The sequence below is a fragment of the Streptomyces sp. E-08 genome, assembly GCF_049913095.1.
GTDB lineage: Bacteria > Actinomycetota > Actinomycetes > Streptomycetales > Streptomycetaceae > Streptomyces.
Genome location: NZ_CP183971.1, coordinates 7,756,781 through 7,781,057 on the forward strand (window position 1 = coordinate 7,756,781; position 24,277 = coordinate 7,781,057).

Below are 24,277 nucleotides of genomic sequence, written 5' to 3' on the forward strand. Positions count from 1 at the left end.
CTCCCGGGGAAATGATCCCGAGGCCCGACCGGCCGAGCCACCGGGACTCGGCCCCTCCGTGCCCCGGAGCCGGCGGCGTCCCCGAGGCCCTCGTCCGGGGGCCGGTCAGCCGAGGATTCTGCGCTTCTGCTGCTCGAACTCGGCTTCGGTGAGCACGCCCTGCTCCTTGAGCTCCCCGAGTTGCTTGAGCTGGTCCAGCTTGCTCTCCATGCTGTCGGCCGGCTGCGGAGCGGGGGCGGCGGGGGCGGCGGCGGGCGGCGGTTCGGCCGGCTGCTGCTCATAGCCCTGCTGGGCGGCCCATCGGCCCTGCTGGCGGCGGGACACGCGGTTGGACACGGCGGTCGCCGTACCCGCGACGACCGCGGTGCGGGCCACTCCACGAAGTAGACCGGGCATCGCGTACTCCTCTCGTGTCCGACGCGAAGGCGTCGGACGGCTTCCGGGCCCGTCGGCTGAGGAGCCGGGGGCCCAAGGGGTCAGGCCGATTCCTCGGCCGCGTCGAGCGAGGCGAGGAGGGCTTGTACGGGCACCCGCCCGGAGGCGACCAGTTGGGCACCGCTCCGGCGCAGGGCGGTGGCGAACGGCGCGGCCCACACGTTCTCGTAGATCAGCAGACCGGCGGAGTTGCCGGGCTCCACGGCCGCGGCGGCTTCCTCCAGGTCGTCCTGACCCAGGAGCCCCGACTGGGCGCCTTCGAAGACGGAGAGGTCGAGCTCGCCGTCCCCGGTGAGATCCGCGATCTCCAGCGCGGTCACCGAACCGTCCTCGTCCTTCCTGATGAACATCAGGTCGAGGATCCGGATGAGGCCGCGGTCCACCAGGTCGATCAGGAGCTGGAAGCCCTCGCCCGTCATGCGGCTGCCGGGAAACTCGACCACCACGTAGTCGATGGGGCCGATCTCTTCGAATTGCTCGCTCACAACGTCACCTCTGCATCGTGGAGGTCCCTGGTCGCCATTCCAACACCGGACGTCGCGCGGTGCATCCGGTACGGCCTCGCTCCGGCCGGGGTGCGGACGGCGCCCCCGCCCGCGCGTCCGGGCAGGGGCACCCTCCGTTCACGCCACCCGGGCCGTGCGGGCGAGGGCGTCCCGGGCCGCCTCCTCGGCCTGGGCGCGGTCCTCCGGGACCAGGCCGATGCGGGTGCGGCGGTCGAGGAGGTCGGAGGTGTCGAGGGCGCCCTCGTGGCGGACCGCCCACACGAGTTCGGCGCCGGTGACGGTGTGGCCCGGGACGACGGGTTCGGCGAGCGCGGGATCCGCGAGGCCGAGGGCCTGGACGGCCGGTGCCTCGGAGCCGTAGCGCTGGACGAGACGGGGAGGTACGTCGAGCCCCGCGAGGGTCTGCGGCCGCGCGGCGCCGACGAGCGGGAGCGACGCGGTGCGGCACGGGCCCGCGTCCAGGCCGCGGGCGGCCACGGCGGCGTCGACGGCGTCCTCGGCCATGCGGCGGTACGTGGTCAGCTTGCCGCCGACGACGGTCACGATGCCGTCGGGGGAGGTGAGCACGGCGTGCTTGCGCGAGATGTCGGCCGTGCGGCCCGAGGCGTCCCGGGTGTCGAGCAGGGGCCGCAGGCCCGCGAACGCCCCGACCACGTCGGACCGGTGGACGGTGACGTCGAGCGCGGAGCCGAGCACGTCGAGGAGGAAGCCGATGTCGGTCTCGGGGACCGACGGCACATCGGGGATGTCGCCGTCGACGGGCTCGTCGGTGAGGCCGACGTACACGCGTCCGTCGCCCTGGGGCAGGACCAGGACGAAGCGGTTCGTCTCGCCGGGGATGGGGATGTGCAGACCCGCGGAGAGCGTGCCGAGGGTCTCGGAGCGCAGGACGAGATGGGTGCCGCGCGAGGGCCGGAGGCGTACGTCGTCGATGAGGCCGCCCGCCCAGACGCCGGCCGCGTTGATGACCGTACGGGCGCGGAGGCGCAGCTCCTGGCCGGTGGTCTCGTCGCGGACCAGCGCGCCGTCGCCGTGGAGTTCCAGGGCGCGCGTACGGGTGAGGATGCGGGCGCCGTGGGCGGCGGCGGTGCGGGCGATCGCCGTGACCAGGCGGGCGTCGTCGGTGAGCCGCCCGTCCCAGGACAGGAGTCCGCCGCGCAGCCCGACCCGGCGCAGGGCCGGGGCGAGGTGGCGGGTCTCGACGGCGGACAGCGTGCGCGGCTGCGGCAGCGTGCGGCGCGAGGTGCGGGCGCCGACGCGCAGCAGGTCGCCCGCGAGGAACCCGGCGCGGGCGAGGGCGGCCTGGCCGCGGCTGACGAGCGGGGTGAGCGGCAGCACGAACGGCTGGGCGCGCACCAGGTGGGGGGCGGTGCGCTCCATGAGGATGCCGCGTTCGACGGCGCTCTCGTGGGCGACGTCGAGCTGTCCGGACGCGAGGTAGCGCAGTCCGCCGTGGATCAGCTTGGAGCTCCAGCGGGAGGTGCCGAACGCCAGGTCGTGGGCGTCGATCGCGGCGACGGTGAGCCCACGGGTGGCCGCGTCGAGCGCGGCTCCGGCGCCGGTGGCGCCGAGCCCGACGACGAGGACGTCCACGACGGCGCCGGTGTCGCTGTCGGAGAGCCGTTCCAGGTCGCGCCGGCGCCGCTCGGCGTTGAGCGAGGCCCCGGGGAGGGCGGTGCTGCTCGTGGGGTTCATGGGGTGAGGGTCCTCTCCAACAGGGTGCGCAGCTCTTCGAGGAAGGCGGCTTCGCTCAGTTCGGGATCGGTCTCGTCGGCCATGGTGCGCAGCGAGAGCGTGAAGGACTGGACGACGAGCAGGAGGGACCGGGCCTGGAGGTCGGGGTGTACGTGGCGTACGGAGCCGTCCTCGTGCCCTTCGTCCAGCGCGGTGACGAGCAGTCCGAGCAGGGCGTCCTGGCTGGCGCCCCGCCGGTCGAGCACGTACGGCAGGAGCAGCTCGGGGTCGACGTCGAGGATCTTCCGGAACAGCGGCTGGGCCCGGAACGCGGCGACTCCCGCCACCAGCCCCTCGACGATCCGCTCTCGTTCGGGCCGGTCGTCGTCGGAGGGCGGCATGGCGCCGGCGGCGACGGCGATCCACTCACGGGTCATCAGGTCGCCGACGAGGGTGCGTACGTCGGGCCAGCGCCGGTACAGCGTCATCCGGGACACGCCGGCCCGCCGGGCGACGTCGGTGAGGGTGGTTCGCCGCACGCCGACGGCGAGCACGCAGTCGCGTGCGGCGTCGAGTACGGGGTCTGCGTCCGCATGGTTGTGACGAATGGGCGTCATCTGTCACAGTGTAATGCCAGCGCAGGCCGAGTGGCAGCGCCGTTCGTGAAACAGACCGTGAGGAACCTCTCGAAGTGGACATGTTGTGGAGCGGCTGGGGCGACCCGGCCAAGGCGGCACCCCTGCCCGAATCGGTCACCGGCCTGCTGCGGGACCTGCTCGGCGTCACCCCGCGAGAGAGCGGCCCGTCCGCCCTCGCCGACATCGACGTGCCCGCCCCGGCACTGACCGACGAGGCGGACAGCGCACTGCGCGCCGCCGTCGCCGCCCCCGACGGCCTGCGGGACGACGCCGAGAGCCGCATCCGGCACACCCGGGGCAAGTCGACACCCGACCTCCTGCGCATCCGCGCCGGCGAGGTCGACGACATCCCGGCCGCCGTCGTACTCCCCGGCAGCCACGACGAGGTCCTCGCCGTCCTGCGGGCCTGCGCGGACCACGGCCTCTCCGCCGTCCCCTTCGGCGGCGGCACCTCCGTCGTCGGCGGCCTCACGCCCACCACGAAGCGGCCCTTCGTCGCCCTGGACCTCCGCAGGCTCGACCAGCTCCTCGCCGTCGACGAGGTGTCGCGCACCGCGACCCTGCAGCCCGGACTGCGCGGCCCGCGGTGCGAGGCGCTGCTCAACGAACAGGGCTGGACGCTCGGCCACTTCCCGCAGTCCTTCGAATGGGCCTCCGTCGGCGGCTTCGCCGCGGCCCGCTCCAGCGGCCAGGCCTCCGCCGGCTACGGCCGCTTCGACGAGATGGTCGTCGGCCTGACGGTCGCCACCCCCGAAGGCACCCTGGAGACCGGCCGGGCCCCGCGCTCGGCGGCCGGCCCCGATCTGCGCCAGCTCATCCTCGGCTCCGAGGGCGCCCTCGGCGTGATCACGTCCGTGACCGTGCGCATCCGCCCGCTGCCGCAGAAGCGGATCTACGAAGGCTGGCGCTTCGCCTCCTTCGAAGCGGGCACGGCGGCCCTGCGCCGCCTCGCCCAGGACGGCCCGCGGCCCACGGTGCTGCGCCTCTCGGACGAGTCCGAGACCTTCATCGGACTGGCACAGCCGGACGCCATCGGCAACACCGAACTCCCGCAGAACCCCGGCTGCATGGCCATCGTCGGCTTCGAGGGCACCGAGGCCGACACGGCCGCCCGACGCGCCGCCGCGCGCGAGGTCCTCCTCGCCTGCGACGGCGAGTTCATCGGCGAGGAAGCCGGCGACAAGTGGGAGCACGGCCGCTACAACGCGCCCTACCTGCGCGACGCGCTGCTCGACGCCGGCGCGTTCGCCGAGACGCTGGAGACCGCGGCCTTCTGGTCCGCGATCCCCGGCCTGTACACGGCCGTACGCGACGCGCTGACCCAGACCCTCGCCGAGGCCGGCACCCCGCCGCTCGTCATGTGCCACATCTCGCACACGTACGAGAACGGCGCCTCGCTGTACTTCACCGTCGTCTCCGCGCAGGGCGAGGACGCCGTCGCGCACTGGGCGCCGGTGAAGCGGGCGGCGAACGACGCGATCCTCGCGGCGGGCGGCACCATCAGCCACCACCACGGCGTGGGCACCGACCACCGCGACTGGTACGCCCGCGAGATCGGCCCCCTCGGCATCCGCATGCTGCAGGCCGTCAAGGCCGAGGTCGACCCGTCGGACGTGCTGAGCCCCGGGGTCCTGATCCCCGTCCGCTGAGTACCCTCCCACGAACACCCCGAACGCCCCCCGAACCGCTCCCTCCCGAACCTTCTTCTGCCGCCCGGAGGCCAGATCCATGCGACAGTTCACCGCCGTCGTCAACCCCACCGCAGGGGGCTCCAGCGGCACGGCGAGCCTGCTCCCGCTGGCCCGGCTGCTGAGGGAGGCGGGCGCGGGGCTCGACACCGTCTACAGCCGCAGCCTGGAACACGCGCAGGAACTCGCCCGGGAGGCCGGAGCCAAGGGGCACGTCGTGCTCGCCGTCGGCGGTGACGGCATGGCCGGCACCGTCGGCGGCGCGCTCAGCGGCACGGACACGGTCTTCGGCCTGGTCCCCGCCGGCCGCGGCAACGACTTCGCGCGCGCCCTGGGGCTTCCCACCGACGCCCCGGGCCTCGCCAAGGTGCTGCTCGACGGCGAGCCGCGGGCCGTGGACACCATCGAGGTGGAGTCCGCCCGGCACCGGGGGACCTGCATCCTCGGCAGCGTGTACGCGGGGGTCGACGCGGTGGCCAACCGCCACGCCAACGCCTCCCGTCTGCTGCGCGGCGCGGCCTCCTACTACGCCGGCGGCCTCCGGGCGGTCCTCGCCTGGAAGCCCGCCGCGTACCGGATCACGATCGACGGGATCCGGCACGAGCGCACCGGCTACACCGTCGTCGCCGCCAACTCCGGCTACTACGGGTTCGGAAGGCAGATCGCCCCGGGCGCCCGGGTCGACGACGGCCTCCTCGACGTCGTGGTGATCAAGGAGGCGCCCAAGCGTCTCTTCTTCGCCATGATGAACGAACTGAAGACGGGCGTACACGTGAAGCGTCCTCAGATCGAGATCCTGCGGGGCAGAGAGGTCCGCATCGAAGCCGACCGCCCCCTGCCGTACGGCGCGGACGGCGAGGTCGACGCGACCCTCCCGGTGACCCTCAGGGCGATGCCCGCGGCCCTCCGGGTCCTGGCCTGACCCTCCGCACGGCGTGCGCGAAGCCACGGACGGTCCCAGACTGGACAGAGTGAGCAGCCGGACGGAACCGGGTCCACAGCCGCGCCCCGCGCAGACGAACGGGGGGCGGCTCCCGAACCAGACAGTGGCACTCGCGGCGATGATGTTCGCGGTGGCGATGACCTTCATCGACCAGACGATCGTCTCCATCGCCGCCCCCGACATCGTGCGCGAACTGGGACTCTCCAGCTCGGGCATGCAATGGGTGGTCAACGCCTACCTCCTCGCCCTCGCCGCGTTCTTCGCCCTCGGCGGCCGCCTGGCCGACCTGTACGGGCCACGGCGCGTCGTCGTCATCGGCACCGTCGTCTTCGTCGTCGCGTCGGTCCTCTGCGGCTGTGTCCCCTCCGGCGACTACGCCCAGCCCTGGCTCATCACCTTCCGGGCGGTGCAGGGTCTCGGCGCGGCGCTGCTCTTCCCCGCCGCGCTGGCCGTGGTCGTGGCGGTGTTCCCCGTCGAACGGCGGGGCAGGGCCCTCGCCCTGTTCTTCGGGATCTCCGGCGCGCTGACCGCCGTCGGGCCGCTGCTCGGCGGCTGGCTCACGGCCTCCTGGACCTGGCGCGCCGTCTTCTGGGTCAACGTCCCGGTCGCGGTCATCGCCCTGATCCTCACCACCCTCGCGCACATCGCCGACCGCCCCCGCCCCGGAACCCTCGACGTGCGCGGCGCGGCACTCGTCGCCGCCGGCATGGGCCTGAGCGTCCTCGGCTTCCAGCAGGCGTGGTCCTGGGGATGGGGGAGCTGGGCCACCTGGCTGTGCGTCGTCGGCGGCCTCGCGATCCTGTACGTGTTCGTACGGTACGAGCGCGGCCTCCGCCACCCCCTGATCGACCTGCGGGTCTTCCAGGACAAGGCGTTCACGGTCGACACCGCCGTGCTGTTCTTCGCGATGCTCGCCTTCGTGCCGGTGTTCTTCTTCTCCTCCGTCTACGCCCAGGTGTCCCTCAGCGCCTCGCCCAACCAGGCGGCGCTCTTCCTGCTGTACTTCTTCGTCGGCTTCGCGCTCGCCTCCCAGTGGGGCGGCCGGATCCTCGACAAACGGGGCGCGCGCCCCGCGTTGAAGGCGGGGACGAGCCTGGGCGCGGTCGGCTTCGCCCTGTGGGCCAACGAACTGACGAACCTGTCCATGCACGACCAGTGGCCGTACGCGGCGCTCGCCGGCGCGGGCATCGGCTTCATCCTGGCCCCGGCGTCGACGGACGCGGTCAACCGGGCCATCGGCGCCTCGTACGGCGAGGTCACCGGTATCACCCAGACCGTCCGCAACTACGCGGCGAGCGTCGGCCTCGCGGTGTTCGGCACCCTGCTGTCCCGGGCCATGACGGAGAACGTGACGGACACGCTCCGGGCACGGGGCATCGCGCCCGCCACCGCGGACCAGGTCGCCCGCGGCATCACCGACTCCGTCTCCGGCCACGGCGACGCCACCCCGCCCACCGGCACCGGCCAGGTCGCCGAAGCTACCCGCGACGCCATGTCGGCCATCCAGATGGACTTCGCCCAGGCCAACCAATGGGTCTTCTACGGCATGGCCGTCGCCCTCGCTCTCGGCTTCCTGTGCGCCGTCCGCCACCCGGGCGACCGCGCCGTCCCGAAGGACCAGGAACCCCGGACAGCTCCGGAATGAACGGAACGAGGGGCCCGGAGGCGAGGGGTCTGAGGGTCCGGGGGAGGAACTCCGCCGTCAGATCCCGCCCGGGCGGACCAGCCCCGTCTCGTACGCGTGGACCGCGGCCTGCGTGCGGTCGCGCAGCGACAGTTTGGTGAGGATCCGGCTCACGTACGTCTTCACGGTCTGCTCGGCGACCACCAGCCGGCCCGCGATCTCGGCGTTGGACAGGCCCTGCGCGATGAGGGTGAGCACCTCGGTCTCGCGCTCGGTCAGGGCGCCCGCCCGGCCCGGGTGCGGGGAGCGGGGCGCGGGGCTGAGCCGGGAGAACTCGGCGATGAGCCGCTTGGTCACGTTGGGCGCCAGCAGTGCGTCGCCGCGTGCCACGACCCGTACCGCCTGGGCGAGTTCCTCGGCGGAGGCGTCCTTCAGCAGGAAGCCCGACGCGCCGGCGCGCAGCGCCTCGTACACGTACTCGTCCAGGTCGAAGGTCGTCAGGACCAGGACCTTCACGGTGGCGTCGGCGGGCTCGGTGAGGATCCGGGTGGCTTCGAGGCCGCCGGTGCCGGGCATGCGGATGTCCATCAGGACGACGTCGGGGGCGAGTTCGGCGGTCTTGGCGACGGCGTCGGCGCCGTCGACGGCCTGGCCGACCACCTGGATGCCGGGCTCCGCGTTGAGGAGGACGGTGAAACCCTGCCTGACCATCACCTGGTCGTCGGCGATGAGCACCCGGATGTCGCGGCCGGAACCGCTGCCGTCGAGGCCGTCGCTGCCGTAGGTCATGAACCGTCCTTCGTGTGGGGTGGGTCGAGAAGCGGAGCGGGCAGGGTGGCGGTGACGTCCCAGCCGCCGTCGGGGGTGGGTCCGGCAGCGAGTTCGCCGCCCAGCATCGCGGTGCGCTCACGCATCCCGAGCAGCCCGTGGCCGGGCTCTCGGACCGCTCCCGAGGGTACGGAGCCGACCGGGCGGGTGGCGGCGGTGTTGGTGACCCGGACGGTCAGCCCGTCGGCGTGGTAGTGCGTCGCCACGGAGGCCCGGCCGCCGGGCGCGTGCCGCATGGCGTTGCTCAGGGCCTCCTGGACGATGCGGTACGCGGAGAGCTCGGTGCCCGGAGAGAGCGGCCGGGGCGCTCCGACGGTCTCGGCGGTGACGTCCAGGCCGGTCGCGCGGACGTTGGCGAGGAGTTCGCCGAGCCGGTCGAGGGTGGGCTGCGGGGCGTGCCGTACGCCCGCCGCGGCATCGCCCGCCGCCCCGTCACCGCGCAGGACACCGAGGACGCGGCGCAGTTCGGTGAGGGCGTCGACGGCGTTCTGCCGGATGCCGGCCAGGTTCTCGCGGAGCTCCGGGGAGGGGTTCTCGACCAGGTGGGGGGCGACCTGGGCCTGGATGGAGATGACGGACATGTGGTGGGCGACGACGTCGTGCAGCTCGCGGGCGATCCGGCCGCGCTCCTCGAGCAGCGCGCGCCGGGCGCGCTCCTCGGCGGTCAGTTCCTCCTGCTCGACGAGCCGGGTGCGCGACACGCGGGTCGCGCGGAGCGAGGCCCCGACGACGGTGGCGGTGGCGAAGGCGGTGGTCCCCGCCCAGAGCGTGGGCGCGTGCGGAACGCTGCCGGGGCTGAGCGCCCCGAGCCCGGTGAGCAACGTGATGCCGAAGGCGGTCGCCGAGGCGACGGGCCGGACGCGCAGGGAGAGGAGCAGAAGCACGACGGTGTGCAGGGCGATGGCAGCGGTGTTCCAGGGCCATTCGGCGCCGAGGACGGACGAGGTGATGTTCACCGACACCATGAGCGCGGCCGTGGAGAGCCACCAGCCGGGGGTGGGCCGGGTGAGGGCCAGGATGGGGGCGGCGCACTGGGCGACGACGAGCGCGGTGACGCTGCCGGGGGTGGGGTCCATGTACCGTGCGAAGAGGTTCAGGTTCCACACGCCCAACACCACGATGAGAAGTACGAGGTGGGCGTGCGGCAGCCAGTTGAGCCAGCGGTTGCGCGGCAGCGGGTCGCGGCGCGCTGTCCACAGATCCGCCCGGAGGATGCCGGGCACCGCGCGCAGCGACGCCTCCCACCGTGTGGCGTCCTTCACTGTGTTCCCCCTGGCGTGGACGTGGTCGTGCTCGTGGTCGTGGTTTCGAAGATCGTCGGGCTGCCACAGCCTAGGCATGCCGTGCCTCCGTCCGGACGTCGGGCCTGCCCGCCGGACGCTGCGTGGTGCGCTCGTACGCGTGGAAGGCGGCCCCGCAGACCACCAGGGCACACACGAACAGGGCCAACCAGCCGAGCCGGGCGAGGACCCACGCATACCCGTCCGGGGCGGTGTGGAGCCCGGTCAGCGGCCCGTGGCCGAGGAGCCCCGCAGTGAGGAGTCCGCCGACGGTGACGGCGATCATCGCGGTCTGGTGCCAGAGGAAGACGGTCATGGCCCGCAGGTTGAGCAGGGCGATGGCCGCCCAGGCGGCGGGCCTGCGCAGGACGCGGCGGAGCGGACCGAGGAGCAGCAGGGCGGCGCCGGACTGGGCGAGGCCGAAGGTGACGGCGGCGAGGGTGGGCGGGTTGAGGTTGGAGACGGGGGCGCCGGGCACGCCGACCATGGAGCCGGGGTAACCGGCGAAGGCCACGAGGAGCCCGGTGGCGGCGGCCCCGCCGAGCAGCAGCGCCCAGGCGGCCGCGCGTGGCAGGGGGCCTCGGCGGGCGACGAGGGCGCCGAGGCAGTACGGGACGAGCCAGCCCGCGGGCAGGTTGAGCCAGCTGAGCGTGTCGGGCCCGTCGAATCCGAAGCGGACCAGGTCGACATGGACGACGACGGCGAGCGGCCACAGCGGATGGATCCGGGCGACGAGCGGGGTGGCGGCGGTGAGTGCGGCGAGGACCAGCAGGAACCACAGCGGGGACAGCACCAGTTTGCCCAGGGTGTGCAGGGTCTGCCAGGGCACGCCACAGGCGAGCATGATGACCGTCGCCACGGTCCAGACGGCGAGCAGCGGAACCACCGGCCGGAACAGGCGCCGCATCCGGGCGGCGGTCCAGCGCCCGTGGGTCTCGCCCCGGGCGCGCGCGGCGCCGTGACCGCGCGCGGCGACGTACCCGCCGACGAGGAAGAAGACGGCGAGAGTCTGGAACACGCAGGAGACGGGGGTGAGTTCGGGCAGATGGCCGAGCGGGCTGTCGGCGCGGAGGGTGCCGCTGTCGGTGACCAGCGCGGTGACGAGCCAGTGCCCGAGGACCACGCCGAGGATGGCGAGCCCGCGGAGAGCGTCTAGGGCACGGTCGCGCCCGGGCGGGGTGGCGGCCTCGACCCGCTCGACGAAGGCATGGAGGGGAGCGGCTATGGAGGTACGTACGGCGGTGCCTACGGACGTACGGAGCCGGTGCGCGGGCTCAGGCATGGCGGGGCTCCAGGCCGTCGGTGATCCGTGCGATGTTCTCCAGCGGTACGGACCCGGGGACGAGGTAGTCGCTGTGGCCACCCTCCCCGGCGTCGAAGGTGCGGGCACCGAAGCCGGGGTCCATGGGGTCCTCGCCGAAGCCGAGTTCGGAGCCGGGCAGCAGCGGGAGGCGGACGTGCGGGACGTCGCCGATCCAGTCGGCGGTGCCGCGTCCGGCCCAGACGGCCGCCCGGGTACGGAGGCCGGCGGCGGTGTCGGAACCGGTGCCGGGGCTGCCGTAGAGGACGAGGGCGTCGACGGGGAGGTCCGAGGCGGCTCGGGCACAGACCACGGAGCCGTAGGAGTGGCACAGGAGGGTGATCCGGGCTCCGGGCTTCGCCCCGCGCAGCTCGTCCACGAAGGCGCGGAGCGCGGATGCCGCCCGGTCGGCCCGGCCGGGAGTGAGGGAGGCGGTGCTGCCGGTGGCGGGGGTGCGGTAGCCGAGCCAGGCGACGACGGCGGCGCGGGCGCCGGGTTCGCTCCGGAGCTCGTCGTGCAGGGCGACGGCGCCGGCGCGGAAGCGCCCGTAGCGGTCGAGGTCCGTGTCGGCCCCGGGGACGAGCACCGCGATCCGGTCGGCCCGGGCGAGGTCGCCGACGACCTCGGCGCTGCGGCCGCCGTCCCGCCCGTCGAAGGAGAGGAACTGGCGCCCGGCCGCGGCCATGGAGCGCAGTGAGGCGGCCCGCTTGTGCGCCCCGTACGCCTCGGCACTGTGCTCCGCCGCCCGCACCGCCTCCCGCCCGGCCGCGTACCGCGCGGCGAGCTCGGCGGACGTCGCCGAGACCAGCGGCACGACCGGCGCCGGTGCGGGCGCGGGCACGTCCACGGGCAGCGCGGCCCCCGCGACCGGCACCGCGACGGCGGCGGAGACGAACGCGGCGAGCAGCGTACGGCGAAGCCGTCCGGGAGAGGGTGCGCGGCGGAGACCACGCGGGAGGCGCGCCATGGGAGTTCCTTTCGTACCGGGGGTTCGTTCCAGGTCCCGAAACTAGGCAGCACTCCTTGTGGTCGGCGTCCCGCCGGGGAGCCAAACTCCTGGGTAGCTCTCAGGTATGACGGGTGGTACGCGAGAGTGCGGGAAGGGGCGAGAGGCGACCCTGCACCTGGGCTGCACCTTCGAAACGGCGCGCGGGCAGGGAAGCGCCCCGACAAGGCGGCCCGCGTCATGGGGCGAGGGGCGTGCGAGAGTCTGCGCATGCTGGAGATCGTGGTGAAGACGGAGAACCGGGAGCGGTACGTCCGCGTGTCCGCCGAGGAGCTGGCCCGTTTGGTCCGGCGAATCGGTGGCGACGGTGACCGCTTCCTGGTGGTCCAGCGGATACCCGACCTGCCTGATGTCTTCGCCCAGGTCTGGCACAAGGCCGGTGGTGACTACACGCTGGAGTATCGGGACGGTGCCGCCGACCGGCACTTCCAGGCGATGGCTGACCGGCCCGAGGCCGTGGTTGCGGCGATGACCGGCTGGGCACGCCAGGAGGCCGATTGGCGCGGTGGCCTGCCCTGGTCGCTGCTGGCCTGCTGCCGTAGCTGCGGTCAGTCCGAGATCGGTGCCGAAGGCGGCCCTGACACCCGCGGCTTCGTCTACTTCCACACCCGGTGCACGGATTCCGCCGTGGCGGGCCACGGACTGACGCTCCTCTACGGCGGGTTCGACGGCTCGTCCGAGACCACTGGAGCCATCGGCCACGAGGTCGTGACCGCCCTCGCGGCAGTCGGCCTCCACGCCGAGTGGGACCGTGACCCCGGCCGGGCCATCACCGTCACCCCTCTGGACTGGTGCCGGCGCCTGGTCGGTTGAGGACGGGGCACCAGAGAGGCTTTAGGGGACAAGGACAACCTTCCCGAGGTTGCGGCGCTGCTCGATGAGGGTGTGAGCTCGGGCGGCGTCCGTGAGGGGGATCTCCTCGTGTACGGCGGTGCGCAGGGTGCCCGCGTCGCGCATCTGCCAGAGCTCGCGTAGCCAGCGGTCGTACAGTTCGGGCTTGTCGGCAGCGATGACGCGCATCTGGAAACCGATCATCGAGGCGCCGCGGACCAGGAGTTCGTACGCCTCGACCGTGCCGCCGCCGGAGCTGAAGGCCACCAGTCGGCCGCCCGTCGCGAGGGCCCGCACGGCGCGGCCGAGGAGGTCGCCGCCGACGCCGTCGAGAATCACGTCGTACGGGGCGCCCCAGTCGGCGTCCTCGTAGAGGACGACCTCGTCGGCGCCCAGCCCCCGGACGAAGTCGCCTTTGTCGGCGCTGCTGACGGCGGCGACGACGCGAGCTGCCCCACCGGCCTTGGCGTACTGGAGGGCCAGCGTGCCCACGCCGCTGGCCGCCGCCGTGACCAGTACCGACTCGCCGGGTTCCACACGCGCGGACTCGTAGGCGCCGCGCGCCACCAGGCCGCTGCGGACCAGGGCGACCGCCTCCACGGCGGTCGCGCCGTGCGGAACCAGGGAGGCCATGGCGGTGTTCAGGACCGCGAACTCGGCGTAGGCGTCCGCGAAGCACAGCCCGGTGACGCGGTCTCCCACGGCGAAGGTGGTGACTCCCGCGCCGAGGGCGACGATCTCCCCGGCGACCTCGCCTCCGAGCGGGATCGGCTCGCCGCCCACCCGTACCTTGCGCACGGTGGGCAAGGTCACCCCGATCGCCTCGACCCGGATCAGCACCTCCCCGGCGGCTGCCTCGGGTCGGTCGACCTCCTCGGCGACGAGCACTTCGGGCCCACCGTCGACCTCATGGCGCATGCGCTCCCCCCACCCCTCCGACCGCCGCAAGAACGCAGTCACCGTCACTCCGAAGGGCGCGGCCGTCCTCTCCCGCTGTGGAGCTCTGGCCGAAGTCGCCAATGCCGAACTGCTCGCACCCCTCACCCCGGACGAGCAGAAACAGCTCATGGACCTGCTGACCCGGCTCCACGGAGCGGCGGAGAGGTTGTAGGGCTTCTCGCCTTGACTCCCGGAATCGATGGGGCGCCATGGGACTCTTGCTCACCACGGTGCCCATCGTGATCGGTCTGCTCTGGGTCCGCCGTCCTCATCGGCTTCGCCCGCGTCCTGCAAGGACGGCTCCGCAAGCCCCCGGCTCGCCGACTGCTCGACCGGATCACCGGTACCGTCATCGGCATCAGGCCGGCCCTCGGCAACTGACGATCCGACGACGTCGTTGGCCGGGTGTCGTGCGTCGATTCCGCGAGCGGGATCGACTTGGCCCTGTCCGGCCGAAAGATCATGATGGGGGGATGTCTGACCAGCGATCCCCTGTGGCACCCGACGTGGTGCGGCTCCCCGGGTACACGAAGACGGACCAGGAAGAGATTCTCGGCAAGGGCGACGACCCCTTCGGTGTCGCCTCGGCAGGTCTGACCTGGCTGCCGAAAGAGGAGCACTTCGGCATCAGGCACGAAGGACGGCTCGTGGCACACACCGGCCTGCTGCGACTGCCTGTCGCGATCGGCGACACCAGGACAGAGGTGGTGGGCGTCGGAGGAGTGGCCGTCGCGCCCGGCATGCAAGGTCAGGGCCTGGCCCGGCTCGTCGTCACCGCGGCCCTGGCGCACGCCCGCACCATGGGCCCTCGGCACGCCCTCCTCTTCTGCCGACCTCCCCTCGTGCCGCTCTACCAGCGCCTCGGATGGCACCTCGTGGACAAGGAAGTACTCGTCGAACAGCCCGAGGGCCGCCTGGTGACCATGCCGCTGCGGACGATGGTGACACCCCTGCACGACGATGCCCGCTGGGTCTCGGAACCCGTACGGCTCTTCTCGCTCCCCATGTGACGCAGGGGTGTCACTCCGCCCCTGCGGCCCTCGCTGCGTCGTCGAGTGAGATGCTCCCGACGGTCCCTCAAGTGCGCGCCGGTGTAAGGGACTTCGGGTCGACGTCACCCGTAGACATCTCCCGTCCCGCTGGTGCCGGGTGCCCGTATCGCGGAGGGGTGGCCGAACCGCGCTCCGGCGTCCTGTGCCGGTAAGGTGATCTTGCTGGCAGGGCGCGGTCGGCTAGGGGGGATGCGGTGGGGGAGCGGCTTGAGTTCGGAATTCTCGGCCCACTTGTGGTCGGAGTCGGAGGGCGCACCCTTCCGTCCGGCGGCGCACGGCAGCGGCCGGTCCCCGCCGACCTGCGCGAAGCCCCGGCCCTCACCACCGCGGTGGCCGGTGAACTGACCCGTCTCGGACGCGCGATCGAGGAACTGTACGGCGAGCCCCGCGACGTCGAGTGGGCCCGTGAGGCAGGCTCCTTCCGCATCCTCCAGGCACGGCCCGTCACCACGGTCGCCGCGCCCCGGCCCGAGGTGTGGAACGACAGCACCGGCACCGACTCCCTCTGGACGAGCGCCAACCTCGGCGAGGCCGTCCCGGACGTGATGACGCCGGCGACCTGGTCGTTCGTGAAGGCGTTCATGGGCGACGTCATGGTCGGGGCGAGCCTGGAGGGACGCCCGATGTACGGGAACATCGGCGGCCGCTTCTACATGAACCTCGGCGTCACGGCCACCCTCGCCGCCGCGTTCGGACAGGGCCGCACCTTCGCCCGGGCCAACGAGCTCGTCTTCGGGCGACTGCCCGAGGGCGTGACGATTCCACTGCTGCCCGCATCCAGGCCGCGGGTCAGGCGGGAGACGATCGGTGAGGCGTTCGCGCTGATGAGCCGCATCCGCGCGAACGGGAAGCAGCTGCCGACGTTCCTGCAGGAGGCACCCGAACGCTGCGAGGACCTGCGCGCCCGTGTCGCCGCCGCGGCGAACGCCGGGGAACTGTCTGCCTTGTGGGAGTCGGAGGTGGTGCCGTACTTCCGCCGCCGCCGGCAGCTCGCCGCGCTCGGCACGGTCGAGGAGGACGCGGCACTGCGGCTCGGGCGGCAGACCACGGCTCGCGCGGCGGCGTGGGACCGACTGGCCGCCGCGCACCCGCGGCGGGTGGCGGGCCTGCGCAAGGCGGTGGACACCTGGGCGGCGGCGCGCCTGCGCGAGGCCGCCCGTACCGAGGTGGCCCGCGTCTTCTGGCTGCTGCGGACGTTCGTCCTGCGGACCGGTGAGATCAGCGGGGCGGGGGAGGAGCGGTTCTTCCTGTCCCGCGAGGAGATCCTCGCGGTGCCCGGCGGCGACCGGGCCCCGCTCGCCGTGGTGCCGGCCCGCCGTGCCGCGTACGAGGGCTACCGCGGGCTGCCCGCCTACCCGACCCTGATCCGGGGCGAGTTCGACCCGCAGGCCTGGGCCGCCGGACCCGAACCGGCGGGCGGACCTGTTCGACGCACAGGACACGACACCGGCCACGGACAGGGTCGCGGGCTCGCCCGCGTCCGGCTGCGTGGTCGAGGGGATCGCCCGGGTCGTCGCCACCGTGGAGGAGGGGGAGGCCATCCGGCCCGGCGAGATCCTGGTGACCACGGTGACGAACATCGGCTGGACACCGCTGTTCACGCGGATCTCGGCGATCGTGACGGACGTCGGCGCCAATCTCTCCCACGCCTCGATCGTGGCGCGGGAGCTCGGCATCCCGGCGGTGGTCGGATGCGGCACCGCGACGACCCGGATCCGGACCGGGGACAGGAGCCGGGTGGACGGCGGCCGCGGGACGGTGGACGTCCTGGAACCGGCGTCCACGGCCCCGGAATCCGCCTGCCCCCTCACCCGTCGGCTGCTGCGTCGACGAGCCGATGCCCCGACCCCGAGACCCACGCGTACGAACGGATGAACAGACCTGTGTCCCAGCACGTCCAGGCCATGCGCAGCCACTTCCACGAAGCCGCCGCACGGCGCGGCTTCTCGGTCGCCCCGGCGCAGGAGGCCGCCGTCGAACGGCTGGCCCGCCTGGCGGGCGAGCTCGCCCGGCCGGCGTGGACCTTCCCCAGGCCGCCGCGCGACCTGTACGTCTGGGGCCCGGTGGGCCGGGGGAAGTCCTGGCTCGTGGACACCTTCTACGAAGGGCTGCCGACGGAGCGCAAACGCCGTCTGCACTTCCACGACTTCTTCCGCCGGCTGCACGACGGGGTGACCCGACCGGGCGCCCGCCACGACGGGCAGAGCGCCGTCGACAGCGCTCTCGACGAGCTGATCGGGGGCAGCCGGGTCCTGGTCTTCGACGAGTTCCACGCGCACGACGCGGGCGACGCGATGCTGATCGCACGCCTCTTCCGTACGCTGCTCGACCGCCGGATCACCCTGGTCACCACCTCCAACTACCCGCCCGCCGGGCTGATGCCGGATCCGCTCTACCACCACCTGTTCGAGCCGACCATCCAGCTCATAGAGGAGCGGATGGACGTCCTGGACGTCTCGGGTCCGGTGGACTTCCGCCGACTGGCCCCGCCCCGGTCGCAGGACGGCGGCCGCCGGTTCGCGACGGGCCTATGCCTGGCCCCGGGGGACACCGCCCTGGAGACGCAGGGCCTCACCGTCCCGGCGCCCGCGGAGGCCACCACCGTCCCGGCCCACTTGAGGGAGCTGCCGGCCCGCGCGGTACGCGGCGACCTCGTGTGGCTCGCCTTCGAAGCGCTGTGCGAGACCGCGACGGCGGTGCCCGACTACCTCGCCCTGGCCGAACGCTTCGGCACACTGGTCCTGGACGGTGTCCCCCCGCTGGCCGAGGCCTCCGCGGACGGACGGCAGCGGTTCGCGAACCTCGTCGACGTCGCCTGCGACCGTGACATCCGGCTCGTCCTCATCGGCACCGACCCCCTGACCGCGCTCCCCGCCGACCAGGCGCTCACCCGGGACCTGGACCGCACGGCCAGCCGCCTCGCGATGCTCGGACGTCCGAGCTGAGTCCGACCGACCTCCGCAGGAAGTAGAGCTGAGTCCGAACCTTCGCAGGAAGTAATGGTGACCGGCGGGACGGCTGGTCGAGCCGGCGGTGCCGGACGCGGTCCCTATCCTCGGGGCATGACGATTCAGCGCATGGACAACGTCGGCATCGTCGTCGACGACCTCGACGCCGCCGTCGCCTTCTTCACCGAGCTCGGCATGGAGCTGGAAGGCAGGATGCCGATCGAGGGAAGCTGGGCGGGGAAGGTCGTCGGGCTCGACAACATGCGATGCGAGATCGCGATGATGCGCATCCCGGACGCCCCGGGCCGGCTCGAACTGGCGCAGTACCACAGCCCGAAGGCGATCACCCCCGAGCCGGAGACCACCCCGGCGAACACCCGGGGCCTGCACCGCGTCATGTTCGCCGTGGACGACATCGAGGACACCCTCGCCCGCCTCCGGCCGCACGGCGCCGAACTCGTCGGCGAAGTGATGCGCTTCGAGGACAGCTACCTGCTGTGCTACCTCCGCGGACCGAGCGGGATCATCGTCGGGCTGGCCGAGCAACTGAGCTGAGCAGAGACAGGGCGGGGGACGCGACGGGCAGGGCACGGTCGTCCTCCACCACGAGGATTCGCCGGGCGATCAAGGGGCGCTCTCGGTCACCGGGGTTCGCTGGGCGATCGAGAGGTGTTTCCGATCGTCGCCGCGCCCCTGGTGTACCACTGCCCCACGGATCCACTCAGGGCGAGCCAGGCAGCGGCGAACAGCCACGCGGCGACCACGTCGGAGAACCAGTGCACGCCGAGGTAGACGCGGGTCAGCCCCACCGACACGGCCCATCCGCCGATCAGCACGAGTGGCAGCCGGGGGAGTCGTGAGCCGCGCAGCACCAGGGCGGCGATCACGAGCCCGGCGGTCATGGCGGCGGTGGTGGCGTGGCCCGAGGGGAAGGACCAGCCCGAGGCCTGGGTCGCCCAGTCCCCGGCCGGCGGGCGCGGCCGGGCGATCAGGGACATCACGGCGTACCGGAGAGCCTGCCCGGCGCCGAGACACAGGCACAACGCGGCGGATGCGGTGCTGCGCCTGCGCCGCGTCCCGCCCGCGGCCAGTCCCGCCAGGACGACCACGGCGTACGGAAGGAGCCCGGTGCCGGTGGCGGTGACGGCCCGCGCCACGGCCACGGCGAGTGCGGGCCGGTGTCGCAGGGACCAGTCGTGCAGTGCCGCGTCGGCGGGCAGCAGGCCGTCCGGGGCGTGGAGCACCGCCGTGGCGAGCAGCGCGAAGGCCGCCACCGCCGTCAGGCCCGCCCGCCCGAACCGTTGGGCGGCCCCGCCGCCGGTCACCGCCCGGCCAGCAGGGGGCGCAGGGGACCGCGTACCAGCCGCTCGGAAAGGGAGCCCGGAACGCGGCGCACGGTCCAGGTGGCGAGGAGGGACACGGTGGCGCCGAGGAGGAACCCGGCGAGGGCGTCGTGTGGGTAGTGCGCCCCCACCCACACCCGCGAGAGGGTCATCAGGACCGCCGCCGCCAGGGCGACCGCGCCCAGCCGGCGAGAGACGAACAGCAGCGCGACGGCCGCTGCGGCGGCGAGGGTGGCGTGGTTGCTGGGGAAGGACCAGTCGCCCGGGGCCGGGCACGCCTCCAGGACCGTCACGTGGAGCGACTGGCAGGGGCGGGCTTCTCGTACGACCTGCTTCGACAGGCTGCTGACGGCGAACGCGGCGACGGTGATCAACGGTACGGCGAGTGCACGGACGGCCCGCTCGGGGCCCTGGTCGCGGGCCCGCCACCAGGCGACCACCGTGAGGACGGCGAACAGGGCGAGGCCGTAGGCGGAGTAGCCGCTGACGAGGTGGTCGAGCCACGCCGGGGCGGCCTGCGCGGTGTGGACGACGTCGAGGTACGCCGTCCCGTCGATGCCCGAGCCGTCGAAGGCCTCGGGGTTCGTGGCGACCGGCGTCGCGGCGATCACCCCGGCCATCAGACGTTCCCGCCGGGCCGACGCGCTCGCCGGGAGCGGGTGAGCTCCAGGGCTACGGGGATCAGGGAGACGGCGACGACGGCGGCGATGATCGGCAGGAGGTAGTGGTCGACGTTCGGCACCGAGGCGCCGAGCGCGTATCCGGCCAGGACCAGTCCGACCGTCCACAGCAGCCCTCCGAGGACCTGCCACGTCGTGAAGGCGCGCGCCGGGACGCCGAGGACACCGGCGAGAGGGTTGAGGACGGTCCGTACGATCGGCAGGAAGCGGGCCAGCACGATCGCCTTCGCGTACCCGTACCGCCGCAGGATCTCCGCGGCCCGGTCGGCGCCCTCACCGATCTTCTTCGACTTCGAGCGGGCAAGGAACGCGGGGCCCGCCTTGCGGCCGAGGAGGTAGCCGGTCTGCGCCCCGGCCAGCGCGCCGGTCGCGGCGGCCACCAGCACCCAGGGGAGCGACAGGTGGCCGGGCTGGGTGGACGAGCCGGCGCAGAGCAGGCCCGCGGTGAACAGCAGCGAGTCGCCGGGCAGGAAGAAGCCGATGAGCAGGCCGGTCTCGGCGAAGAGGACGACGGCGATGCCGAGCGTGCCGAAGGCGGCGAGCAGGGACCGGGCGTCGAGGACGTTCACGGCGAGGTGCACCTGTGACGCGACGGTCAGCGCGGGGGTCATGGGCGAAGCCCCTTCTGATGGGCGGGGACGGAGGCGGCCGCAGGGGCGACCGGGTGCTCGACAGGCACGGATCGGCGGTGACCGCCTATCCTGTCTACAGGACAGTAGTCGGTCTACTTCACTGTAGACGCAAAGTGGAGGGAAGGGGTTCCATGACGGTCTCCGAAGGCGAGCGCAGGCCCGCCGGTGAGCTGGAGGCCAGCGTCCTCGCGGCTCTCTGGGCGGCCGGGGCACCCCAGACGGCCGCCCAGGTGAGGGCATCGATATCCCAGGATCTGGCGCGCACCACCGTCGCCACGCTCCTGGCCCGGCTCCACGACAAGGGCGTGATCGGGCGCCGTCCGGGCGGCCGGGGCTTCGTCTACTTCGCCGTGGAGGACTCGAACGGTCTGACCGCCCGCCGCATGCACCGCGCGCTCGACCAGGGCGGCGACGACCGAGGCCTCGTCCTGGCCCGCTTCGTCGAGGGGCTCAGCCCCGACGACGAGGCCGAGCTGCGCCGCCTCCTGCAGGAAGAGCGCCCGTGACCGCCCTCCTCCTTCCCCTCCCGTAGGAAGACGGCCCGTGATCGTCCTCCTCCTTCACCTCCCCATCCCGCAGGAAGACGGCCCGTGATCGCCCTCCTCCTCCTTCCCCTCCTGCTCCCCTGGGCCCTGCCGCCCCTGGCGCGCAGGACCGTCGAGCGCGTGCGTCCGGACATCGCCCTCGTGGCGATCACGGGTGCCTCGGCCGCGCTGGCCGTCGGTGTGATCGCCTGCCTCGGCGTCCTGCTGCTCCCGCTCGCGGTACGGGTCCCCCAGCTCGCGGCCCTCCTGCACCTCCTCCAGCCGCTCCAGGCGGGTCCGGCGGCCCTCGTGTCCGCGGTGTCCGCCGTGGCGGCCGGCGCCCTCGCCGTGACGCTGCTGGCCGCAGTCCGCGGCGCCCTGGCCGAAGCGGCCCGGCTGCGCTCGGCCCGCCGCAGGGTGGCGGGGCTCCCCGAGGCCGGGGGGATGTGCGTCATCGACGACGACCGCCCGGACGCGTTCGCGCTCCCCGGCGGCGCTCGCGGCACGGATCGGATCGTCGTCACCGCCGGCATGCTCCGCGCCCTGGACAGCCACGAGCGCGAGGCGCTCCTCGGCCACGAGCGCGCCCACCTGACCGCCCGGCATCACCTGTTCCTCGCGGTCGCCGCCCTGGCCGGCCGGTGTCACCCGGCGCTGGCCGCCGCCGTCCCGCACGTCTCGTTCGCGGTCGAGCGGGCCGCGGACGAGAGTGCCGCCCGGGCGTGCGGGGATCGCCGTCTGGCCGCCCGTGCCGTCGGCCGCGCCGCCCTCGCGGCGAACGCCCGTCCAGCGGGACCGGAACGCCCGGTCCTCGCGGCGGGCGGCACCACCGGCCCGGTCCCCGCCCGGGTGAGGGCGCTGCTCGCCCAAGCCCCCACGCGTCGCGTCGCCCCCGCCCTGCTGGCCATGATCCTGCTCTGCTCGGCGGCGAGCGTCTCCTCCGCCGCCGGGGCCGTCTGGCTGCACCGAGGGGTGGAGATCGCACAGGGCGAGAACCCCTCCGACTGACCGCCGGACTCCAACGAGCATCGTGCATCCACCAGGGCAGTTACGTAAGACAGCTGGCAAATGCCTATCTGATCGCCTGTCATGGACACAGATGCGCGCTTGGGCGCTGTGCCGACCGCGTGGATGGGAGGTTGATTCGAAGCGGAGGAGCGGGGCTTTCACGACATCGCCGACCCGTGGACCGAGTAGCGCCACTGCCTGCCAGGAGGACGAGCACCCTTGGACGCCTGTCGCGGGTCTGTGGAACCGCATGCCGGGCCGGCCGGGCCGCCAAGATCGATCGCGGGGCGGCCCACTAGGGTCGGGGGACATGACGACTTTCCTTGCCAGCAGTGCCTTCGACGAACTCCGCCTCGACGCCGTGCCCGACCAGCAGGCGTTGCGCCAGGTCTACGAACTCCCCAAAGACACGGCCGTACGCAAGCAGATGACCGAACTCACCGATCAGACGCGGAGGTTGATCGGCTGCTCGTCGCTGGTCCTGGTCGCCAGCGCGGATGCTCAGGGCAACTGTGACGTCTCCCCGCGCGGCGGCCCCGCCGGGTTCGTCACCGTCCTGGACGCGCGGACGGTGGCGATACCGGACGCGACCGGCAACAAGCGTCTCGACACCCTGCAGAACGTCATCGCCACCGGACGGGCCGGGCTGCTGTTCATCATCCCGGGGCGCACCACGACGCTCAGGGTCAACGGCCGGGCCTGCGTCTCCACCCGTCCGGAGCTGCTGGCGCAGCTCACCGCCGTGGGCAAGCCGCCGGCGAGCGCGCTGGTGGTGGGAATCGAGGAGGTCTACCCGCACTGCCCCAAGGCGCTCCTGCGCAGCGCGGCCTGGAAGCCGGAGCAGTGGCTGCCGGCGGATGCCCAGCCGACCTCGGCCGAGGTGACGCTGGCCCAGCTGCGGATGCCGGAGCTGACGATCGCCGACATCGAGCAGGCGGAGGCGGATTCGCTGAGGTACCGGTACGAGTGACGGTCCGACCGGCGACTGCCGAACTCCCGATGGCCCGAAGAGCTCATCGGGCCCGTGGTTCGGTGGGAGTCTGGTGCTCCGCGCGTGCCCCTCGGTCAGGCCCCGGGCTGGGCGTGGTGAACTCGTGGAGAGGTGAGAGGCGTTGGGAGTGCAGGAGGGGCGGCGCGGCTCGTCGGCGGGCGATACCGGGACGATCCCTGGAGGAGACCCTGCGCGCGGACGGGCGGCTGCCCGCCCCGCGCGCGGCCCTCACGGCCACCGGGGGCGTCATCGGCTCCGCCGAGTACATGGCCCCGAACGCCTCCAGGGCAGCCAGGACCAGGCCACCGGCGACCTGTTCTCGCTGGGGGTGATGCTGTATCAGGCGGTGGAGGGAATCTCCCCGTTCCGACGCGAGACCCCGACAGCCACCATCGTCGCGATCGCCCTTCACGAGCCCCCGCCGATGCAGCACGCCGGCCCCCTCCTGGCCTCCCTCATCACCGCGCTCCTCGCCAAGAACCCCGAAGACCGCCCGACCGTGGAAAGCACCCCGGCCGTACTGCGCGCAGCAGCGCCCACGATCACGGCCGAGGGCCCTGTGCCGCCGCACCCCCGCGTACCGGCGACCGGATCAGCGCCGCCGGTGTCCCGCCTGGCACGTGCGGGACGGGCGCCTCGTCACGGGTAGCTGCTTCCTCGCCATGGGACTCGGCCCCGTCGTCTTCGTGTGCGGCAGGCTCATCAGCCATGGGGATGACGTGGCCGACTACGCCTTCTTCACCGGCATCGCCGCATTGACCACGGTGCTCCTCGGACTGGCGGCGACGTTCTACCGGTGGAAGGACCCGGTCAAGCCGCCCTTCCGGACCATCCGTGAGATCTTCCTCCCCGTCTTTCTGCCATTGGCCCTGACCTGGGCGGCGTGGAACCTGGTGCTACTCGTGTAGCACCTCGGTCGAGGACGAGCGACAGCCACAGCTCGTGCCGCGATGCAAGGCGTCGTGGTTGCCGGCTCGGCCTTCGTCGGAGAGGCGGAGCTGTCCACGACGGCTCCGACGCTGTGAGCACGCCAACAGCCACAAAATCGTTCCATGATGTCCGGCGCAGCATCGAGAATGCCCGCATGACTGAAGAACTCGTGAGATTCCTTGAGGCGCGGCTGGACGAGGAGGCGGACTTGGCCCGGCGCTGCGACGGTGACGGGTGCGGGGAGTGGGTTGCCCACGGCCACACGGTCGACTTCTGCCAGGTCGACCTCTCCGGCTTCCACCCCACGATCGCTCTCCATGTGGCTCTGCACGACCCGGCTCGCATCCTGCGCGAAGTCGAGGCCAAGCGGCGCATCCTGGCCCGTCACGCCCGCGATCCCTGGCCGTGCCACGACTTGCGTGATCTTGCTTCGGCCTATGCCGGCCATCCGGATTTCCCTGCTCGGGCCTGAGCCGG

26 protein-coding genes and 2 pseudogenes are annotated in these 24,277 nt (G+C 73.0%); 16 read left to right on the forward strand and 12 right to left on the reverse strand.

Translation table 11 applies throughout. From position 1 onward, the window contains the following. Positions 1–105: 105 nt before the first annotated feature. From ACN9MM_RS35535 to ACN9MM_RS35550, 4 genes are all read right to left on the reverse strand, one after another. Positions 106–396, reverse strand: coding sequence for an SHOCT domain-containing protein (locus ACN9MM_RS35535; protein ID WP_426367875.1), 291 nt, complete (start codon positions 394–396; stop codon positions 106–108). A gap of 80 nt (positions 397–476) precedes the next feature. After that, positions 477–920, reverse strand: coding sequence for a DUF6325 family protein (locus tag ACN9MM_RS35540; protein WP_426367876.1), 444 nt, complete (start codon positions 918–920; stop codon positions 477–479). A gap of 138 nt (positions 921–1,058) precedes the next feature. After that, the gene (locus ACN9MM_RS35545; protein ID WP_426367877.1) at positions 1,059–2,636 is read right to left on the reverse strand and encodes a glycerol-3-phosphate dehydrogenase/oxidase; all 1,578 of its coding nucleotides are present in this window, start codon (positions 2,634–2,636) and stop codon (positions 1,059–1,061) included. Then, the gene (locus ACN9MM_RS35550) at positions 2,633–3,232 is read right to left on the reverse strand and encodes a TetR/AcrR family transcriptional regulator (protein ID WP_426367878.1); all 600 of its coding nucleotides are present in this window, start codon (positions 3,230–3,232) and stop codon (positions 2,633–2,635) included. Before ACN9MM_RS35550 ends, ACN9MM_RS35545 begins: the two co-directional genes overlap by 4 nt. A gap of 74 nt (positions 3,233–3,306) precedes the next feature. Here ACN9MM_RS35550 and ACN9MM_RS35555 point away from each other — a divergent pair, with 74 nt between their 5' ends. The 3 genes from ACN9MM_RS35555 to ACN9MM_RS35565 all read left to right on the forward strand — a co-directional run bounded on the left by ACN9MM_RS35555 (position 3,307) and on the right by ACN9MM_RS35565 (position 7,529). Continuing rightward, positions 3,307–4,902 (forward strand): FAD-binding oxidoreductase, encoded by a 1,596-nt coding sequence (locus ACN9MM_RS35555; protein WP_426367879.1) that lies wholly within the window; start codon positions 3,307–3,309, stop codon positions 4,900–4,902. Positions 4,903–4,981: 79 nt separating this feature from the next. Beyond that, on the forward strand, positions 4,982–5,863 hold the full coding sequence (locus ACN9MM_RS35560; protein ID WP_426367880.1) for a diacylglycerol/lipid kinase family protein: 882 nt from the start codon (positions 4,982–4,984) through the stop codon (positions 5,861–5,863). A gap of 139 nt (positions 5,864–6,002) precedes the next feature. Further along, the gene (locus ACN9MM_RS35565) at positions 6,003–7,529 is read left to right on the forward strand and encodes an MFS transporter (RefSeq protein ID WP_426368911.1); all 1,527 of its coding nucleotides are present in this window, start codon (positions 6,003–6,005) and stop codon (positions 7,527–7,529) included. Between the two features lie 57 nt (positions 7,530–7,586). Here ACN9MM_RS35565 and ACN9MM_RS35570 read toward each other — a convergent pair whose 3' ends face one another. Genes ACN9MM_RS35570 through ACN9MM_RS35585 form a run of 4 tightly spaced genes read right to left on the reverse strand, consistent with a single transcriptional unit; the run spans position 7,587 to position 11,883 of the window. After that, positions 7,587–8,297, reverse strand: coding sequence for a response regulator (locus ACN9MM_RS35570; RefSeq protein WP_426367881.1), 711 nt, complete (start codon positions 8,295–8,297; stop codon positions 7,587–7,589). Continuing rightward, positions 8,294–9,676, reverse strand: a complete 1,383-nt coding sequence (locus ACN9MM_RS35575) for a sensor histidine kinase (protein WP_426367882.1) — start codon at positions 9,674–9,676, stop codon at positions 8,294–8,296. Before ACN9MM_RS35575 ends, ACN9MM_RS35570 begins: the two co-directional genes overlap by 4 nt. Continuing rightward, positions 9,669–10,898, reverse strand: coding sequence for an acyltransferase family protein (locus ACN9MM_RS35580; protein ID WP_426367883.1), 1,230 nt, complete (start codon positions 10,896–10,898; stop codon positions 9,669–9,671). The genes ACN9MM_RS35575 and ACN9MM_RS35580 overlap by 8 nt, the downstream gene beginning before the upstream one ends. Continuing rightward, positions 10,891–11,883, reverse strand: coding sequence for an alpha/beta hydrolase (locus ACN9MM_RS35585; RefSeq protein WP_426367884.1), 993 nt, complete (start codon positions 11,881–11,883; stop codon positions 10,891–10,893). Before ACN9MM_RS35585 ends, ACN9MM_RS35580 begins: the two co-directional genes overlap by 8 nt. A 249-nt stretch (positions 11,884–12,132) precedes the next feature. Between ACN9MM_RS35585 and ACN9MM_RS35590 the strand changes: the two genes are divergently transcribed. Then, the gene (locus tag ACN9MM_RS35590; RefSeq protein ID WP_426367885.1) at positions 12,133–12,735 is read left to right on the forward strand and encodes a DUF6891 domain-containing protein; all 603 of its coding nucleotides are present in this window, start codon (positions 12,133–12,135) and stop codon (positions 12,733–12,735) included. 21 nt (positions 12,736–12,756) lie between these two features. On the opposite strand, the gene ACN9MM_RS35595 is transcribed toward ACN9MM_RS35590, so the two are convergent. Continuing rightward, the gene (locus tag ACN9MM_RS35595) at positions 12,757–13,671 is read right to left on the reverse strand and encodes a quinone oxidoreductase family protein (RefSeq protein WP_426367886.1); all 915 of its coding nucleotides are present in this window, start codon (positions 13,669–13,671) and stop codon (positions 12,757–12,759) included. Here ACN9MM_RS35595 and ACN9MM_RS35600 point away from each other — a divergent pair. The 6 genes and pseudogenes from ACN9MM_RS35600 (at position 13,670) to ACN9MM_RS35625 (ending at position 18,247) form a co-directional block, all read left to right on the forward strand. Continuing rightward, positions 13,670–13,864 (forward strand): MarR family winged helix-turn-helix transcriptional regulator, encoded by a 195-nt coding sequence (locus tag ACN9MM_RS35600; RefSeq protein ID WP_426367887.1) that lies wholly within the window; start codon positions 13,670–13,672, stop codon positions 13,862–13,864. The two genes, ACN9MM_RS35595 and ACN9MM_RS35600, sit on opposite strands and share 2 nt — an antisense overlap. Before the next feature lie 301 nt (positions 13,865–14,165). Continuing rightward, a complete protein-coding gene (locus tag ACN9MM_RS35605; protein ID WP_426367888.1) occupies positions 14,166–14,702 on the forward strand; it encodes a GNAT family N-acetyltransferase in 537 nt (178 codons plus the stop codon). A gap of 275 nt (positions 14,703–14,977) precedes the next feature. After that, a pseudogene (locus tag ACN9MM_RS35610) lies at positions 14,978–15,190 on the forward strand (PEP/pyruvate-binding domain-containing protein); the annotation flags it as partial. A gap of 1,123 nt (positions 15,191–16,313) precedes the next feature. Then, positions 16,314–16,619: a PEP-utilizing enzyme gene (locus ACN9MM_RS35615; RefSeq protein WP_426368912.1), complete on the forward strand. Its 306-nt coding sequence runs from the start codon at positions 16,314–16,316 to the stop codon at positions 16,617–16,619. A 44-nt stretch (positions 16,620–16,663) separates the two neighbouring features. Then, positions 16,664–17,689: pseudogene (gene zapE, locus ACN9MM_RS35620) on the forward strand (cell division protein ZapE); the annotation flags it as partial. 117 nt (positions 17,690–17,806) lie between these two features. Next, positions 17,807–18,247 (forward strand): VOC family protein, encoded by a 441-nt coding sequence (locus ACN9MM_RS35625; RefSeq protein WP_382857177.1) that lies wholly within the window; start codon positions 17,807–17,809, stop codon positions 18,245–18,247. Between the two features lie 86 nt (positions 18,248–18,333). Here the strand turns inward: ACN9MM_RS35625 and ACN9MM_RS35630 are convergent, their stop codons facing one another. Genes ACN9MM_RS35630 through ACN9MM_RS35640 form a run of 3 tightly spaced genes read right to left on the reverse strand, consistent with a single transcriptional unit; the run spans position 18,334 to position 20,326 of the window. Then, a complete protein-coding gene (locus ACN9MM_RS35630; protein ID WP_426367890.1) occupies positions 18,334–19,017 on the reverse strand; it encodes a phosphatase PAP2 family protein in 684 nt (227 codons plus the stop codon). Next, complete coding sequence (locus ACN9MM_RS35635) at positions 19,014–19,655, reverse strand: phosphatase PAP2 family protein (RefSeq protein ID WP_426367891.1); 642 nt, start codon at positions 19,653–19,655, stop codon at positions 19,014–19,016. The genes ACN9MM_RS35630 and ACN9MM_RS35635 overlap by 4 nt, the downstream gene beginning before the upstream one ends. Then, on the reverse strand, positions 19,655–20,326 hold the full coding sequence (locus ACN9MM_RS35640; RefSeq protein ID WP_426367892.1) for a DedA family protein: 672 nt from the start codon (positions 20,324–20,326) through the stop codon (positions 19,655–19,657). The genes ACN9MM_RS35635 and ACN9MM_RS35640 overlap by 1 nt, the downstream gene beginning before the upstream one ends. A gap of 152 nt (positions 20,327–20,478) precedes the next feature. Here ACN9MM_RS35640 and ACN9MM_RS35645 point away from each other — a divergent pair, with 152 nt between their 5' ends. The 6 genes from ACN9MM_RS35645 (at position 20,479) to ACN9MM_RS35670 (ending at position 24,272) form a co-directional block, all read left to right on the forward strand. Next, positions 20,479–20,853 carry a BlaI/MecI/CopY family transcriptional regulator gene (locus ACN9MM_RS35645; protein ID WP_383661623.1) on the forward strand — a complete coding sequence of 125 codons (375 nt, stop codon included), beginning with the start codon at positions 20,479–20,481 and terminating at the stop codon, positions 20,851–20,853. An 84-nt stretch (positions 20,854–20,937) separates the two neighbouring features. Then, positions 20,938–21,879 (forward strand): M56 family metallopeptidase, encoded by a 942-nt coding sequence (locus tag ACN9MM_RS35650; protein ID WP_426367894.1) that lies wholly within the window; start codon positions 20,938–20,940, stop codon positions 21,877–21,879. A 310-nt stretch (positions 21,880–22,189) separates the two neighbouring features. Continuing rightward, the gene (locus tag ACN9MM_RS35655) at positions 22,190–22,849 is read left to right on the forward strand and encodes an MSMEG_1061 family FMN-dependent PPOX-type flavoprotein (RefSeq protein WP_426367895.1); all 660 of its coding nucleotides are present in this window, start codon (positions 22,190–22,192) and stop codon (positions 22,847–22,849) included. A gap of 148 nt (positions 22,850–22,997) precedes the next feature. Then, positions 22,998–23,519, forward strand: a complete 522-nt coding sequence (locus ACN9MM_RS35660; RefSeq protein ID WP_426368913.1) for a protein kinase domain-containing protein — start codon at positions 22,998–23,000, stop codon at positions 23,517–23,519. Between the two features lie 70 nt (positions 23,520–23,589). Continuing rightward, positions 23,590–23,778 carry a hypothetical protein gene (locus ACN9MM_RS35665; RefSeq protein ID WP_426367896.1) on the forward strand — a complete coding sequence of 63 codons (189 nt, stop codon included), beginning with the start codon at positions 23,590–23,592 and terminating at the stop codon, positions 23,776–23,778. Positions 23,779–23,954: 176 nt separating this feature from the next. Beyond that, positions 23,955–24,272: a DUF6221 family protein gene (locus ACN9MM_RS35670; protein WP_426367897.1), complete on the forward strand. Its 318-nt coding sequence runs from the start codon at positions 23,955–23,957 to the stop codon at positions 24,270–24,272. Positions 24,273–24,277: the final 5 nt, after the last annotated feature.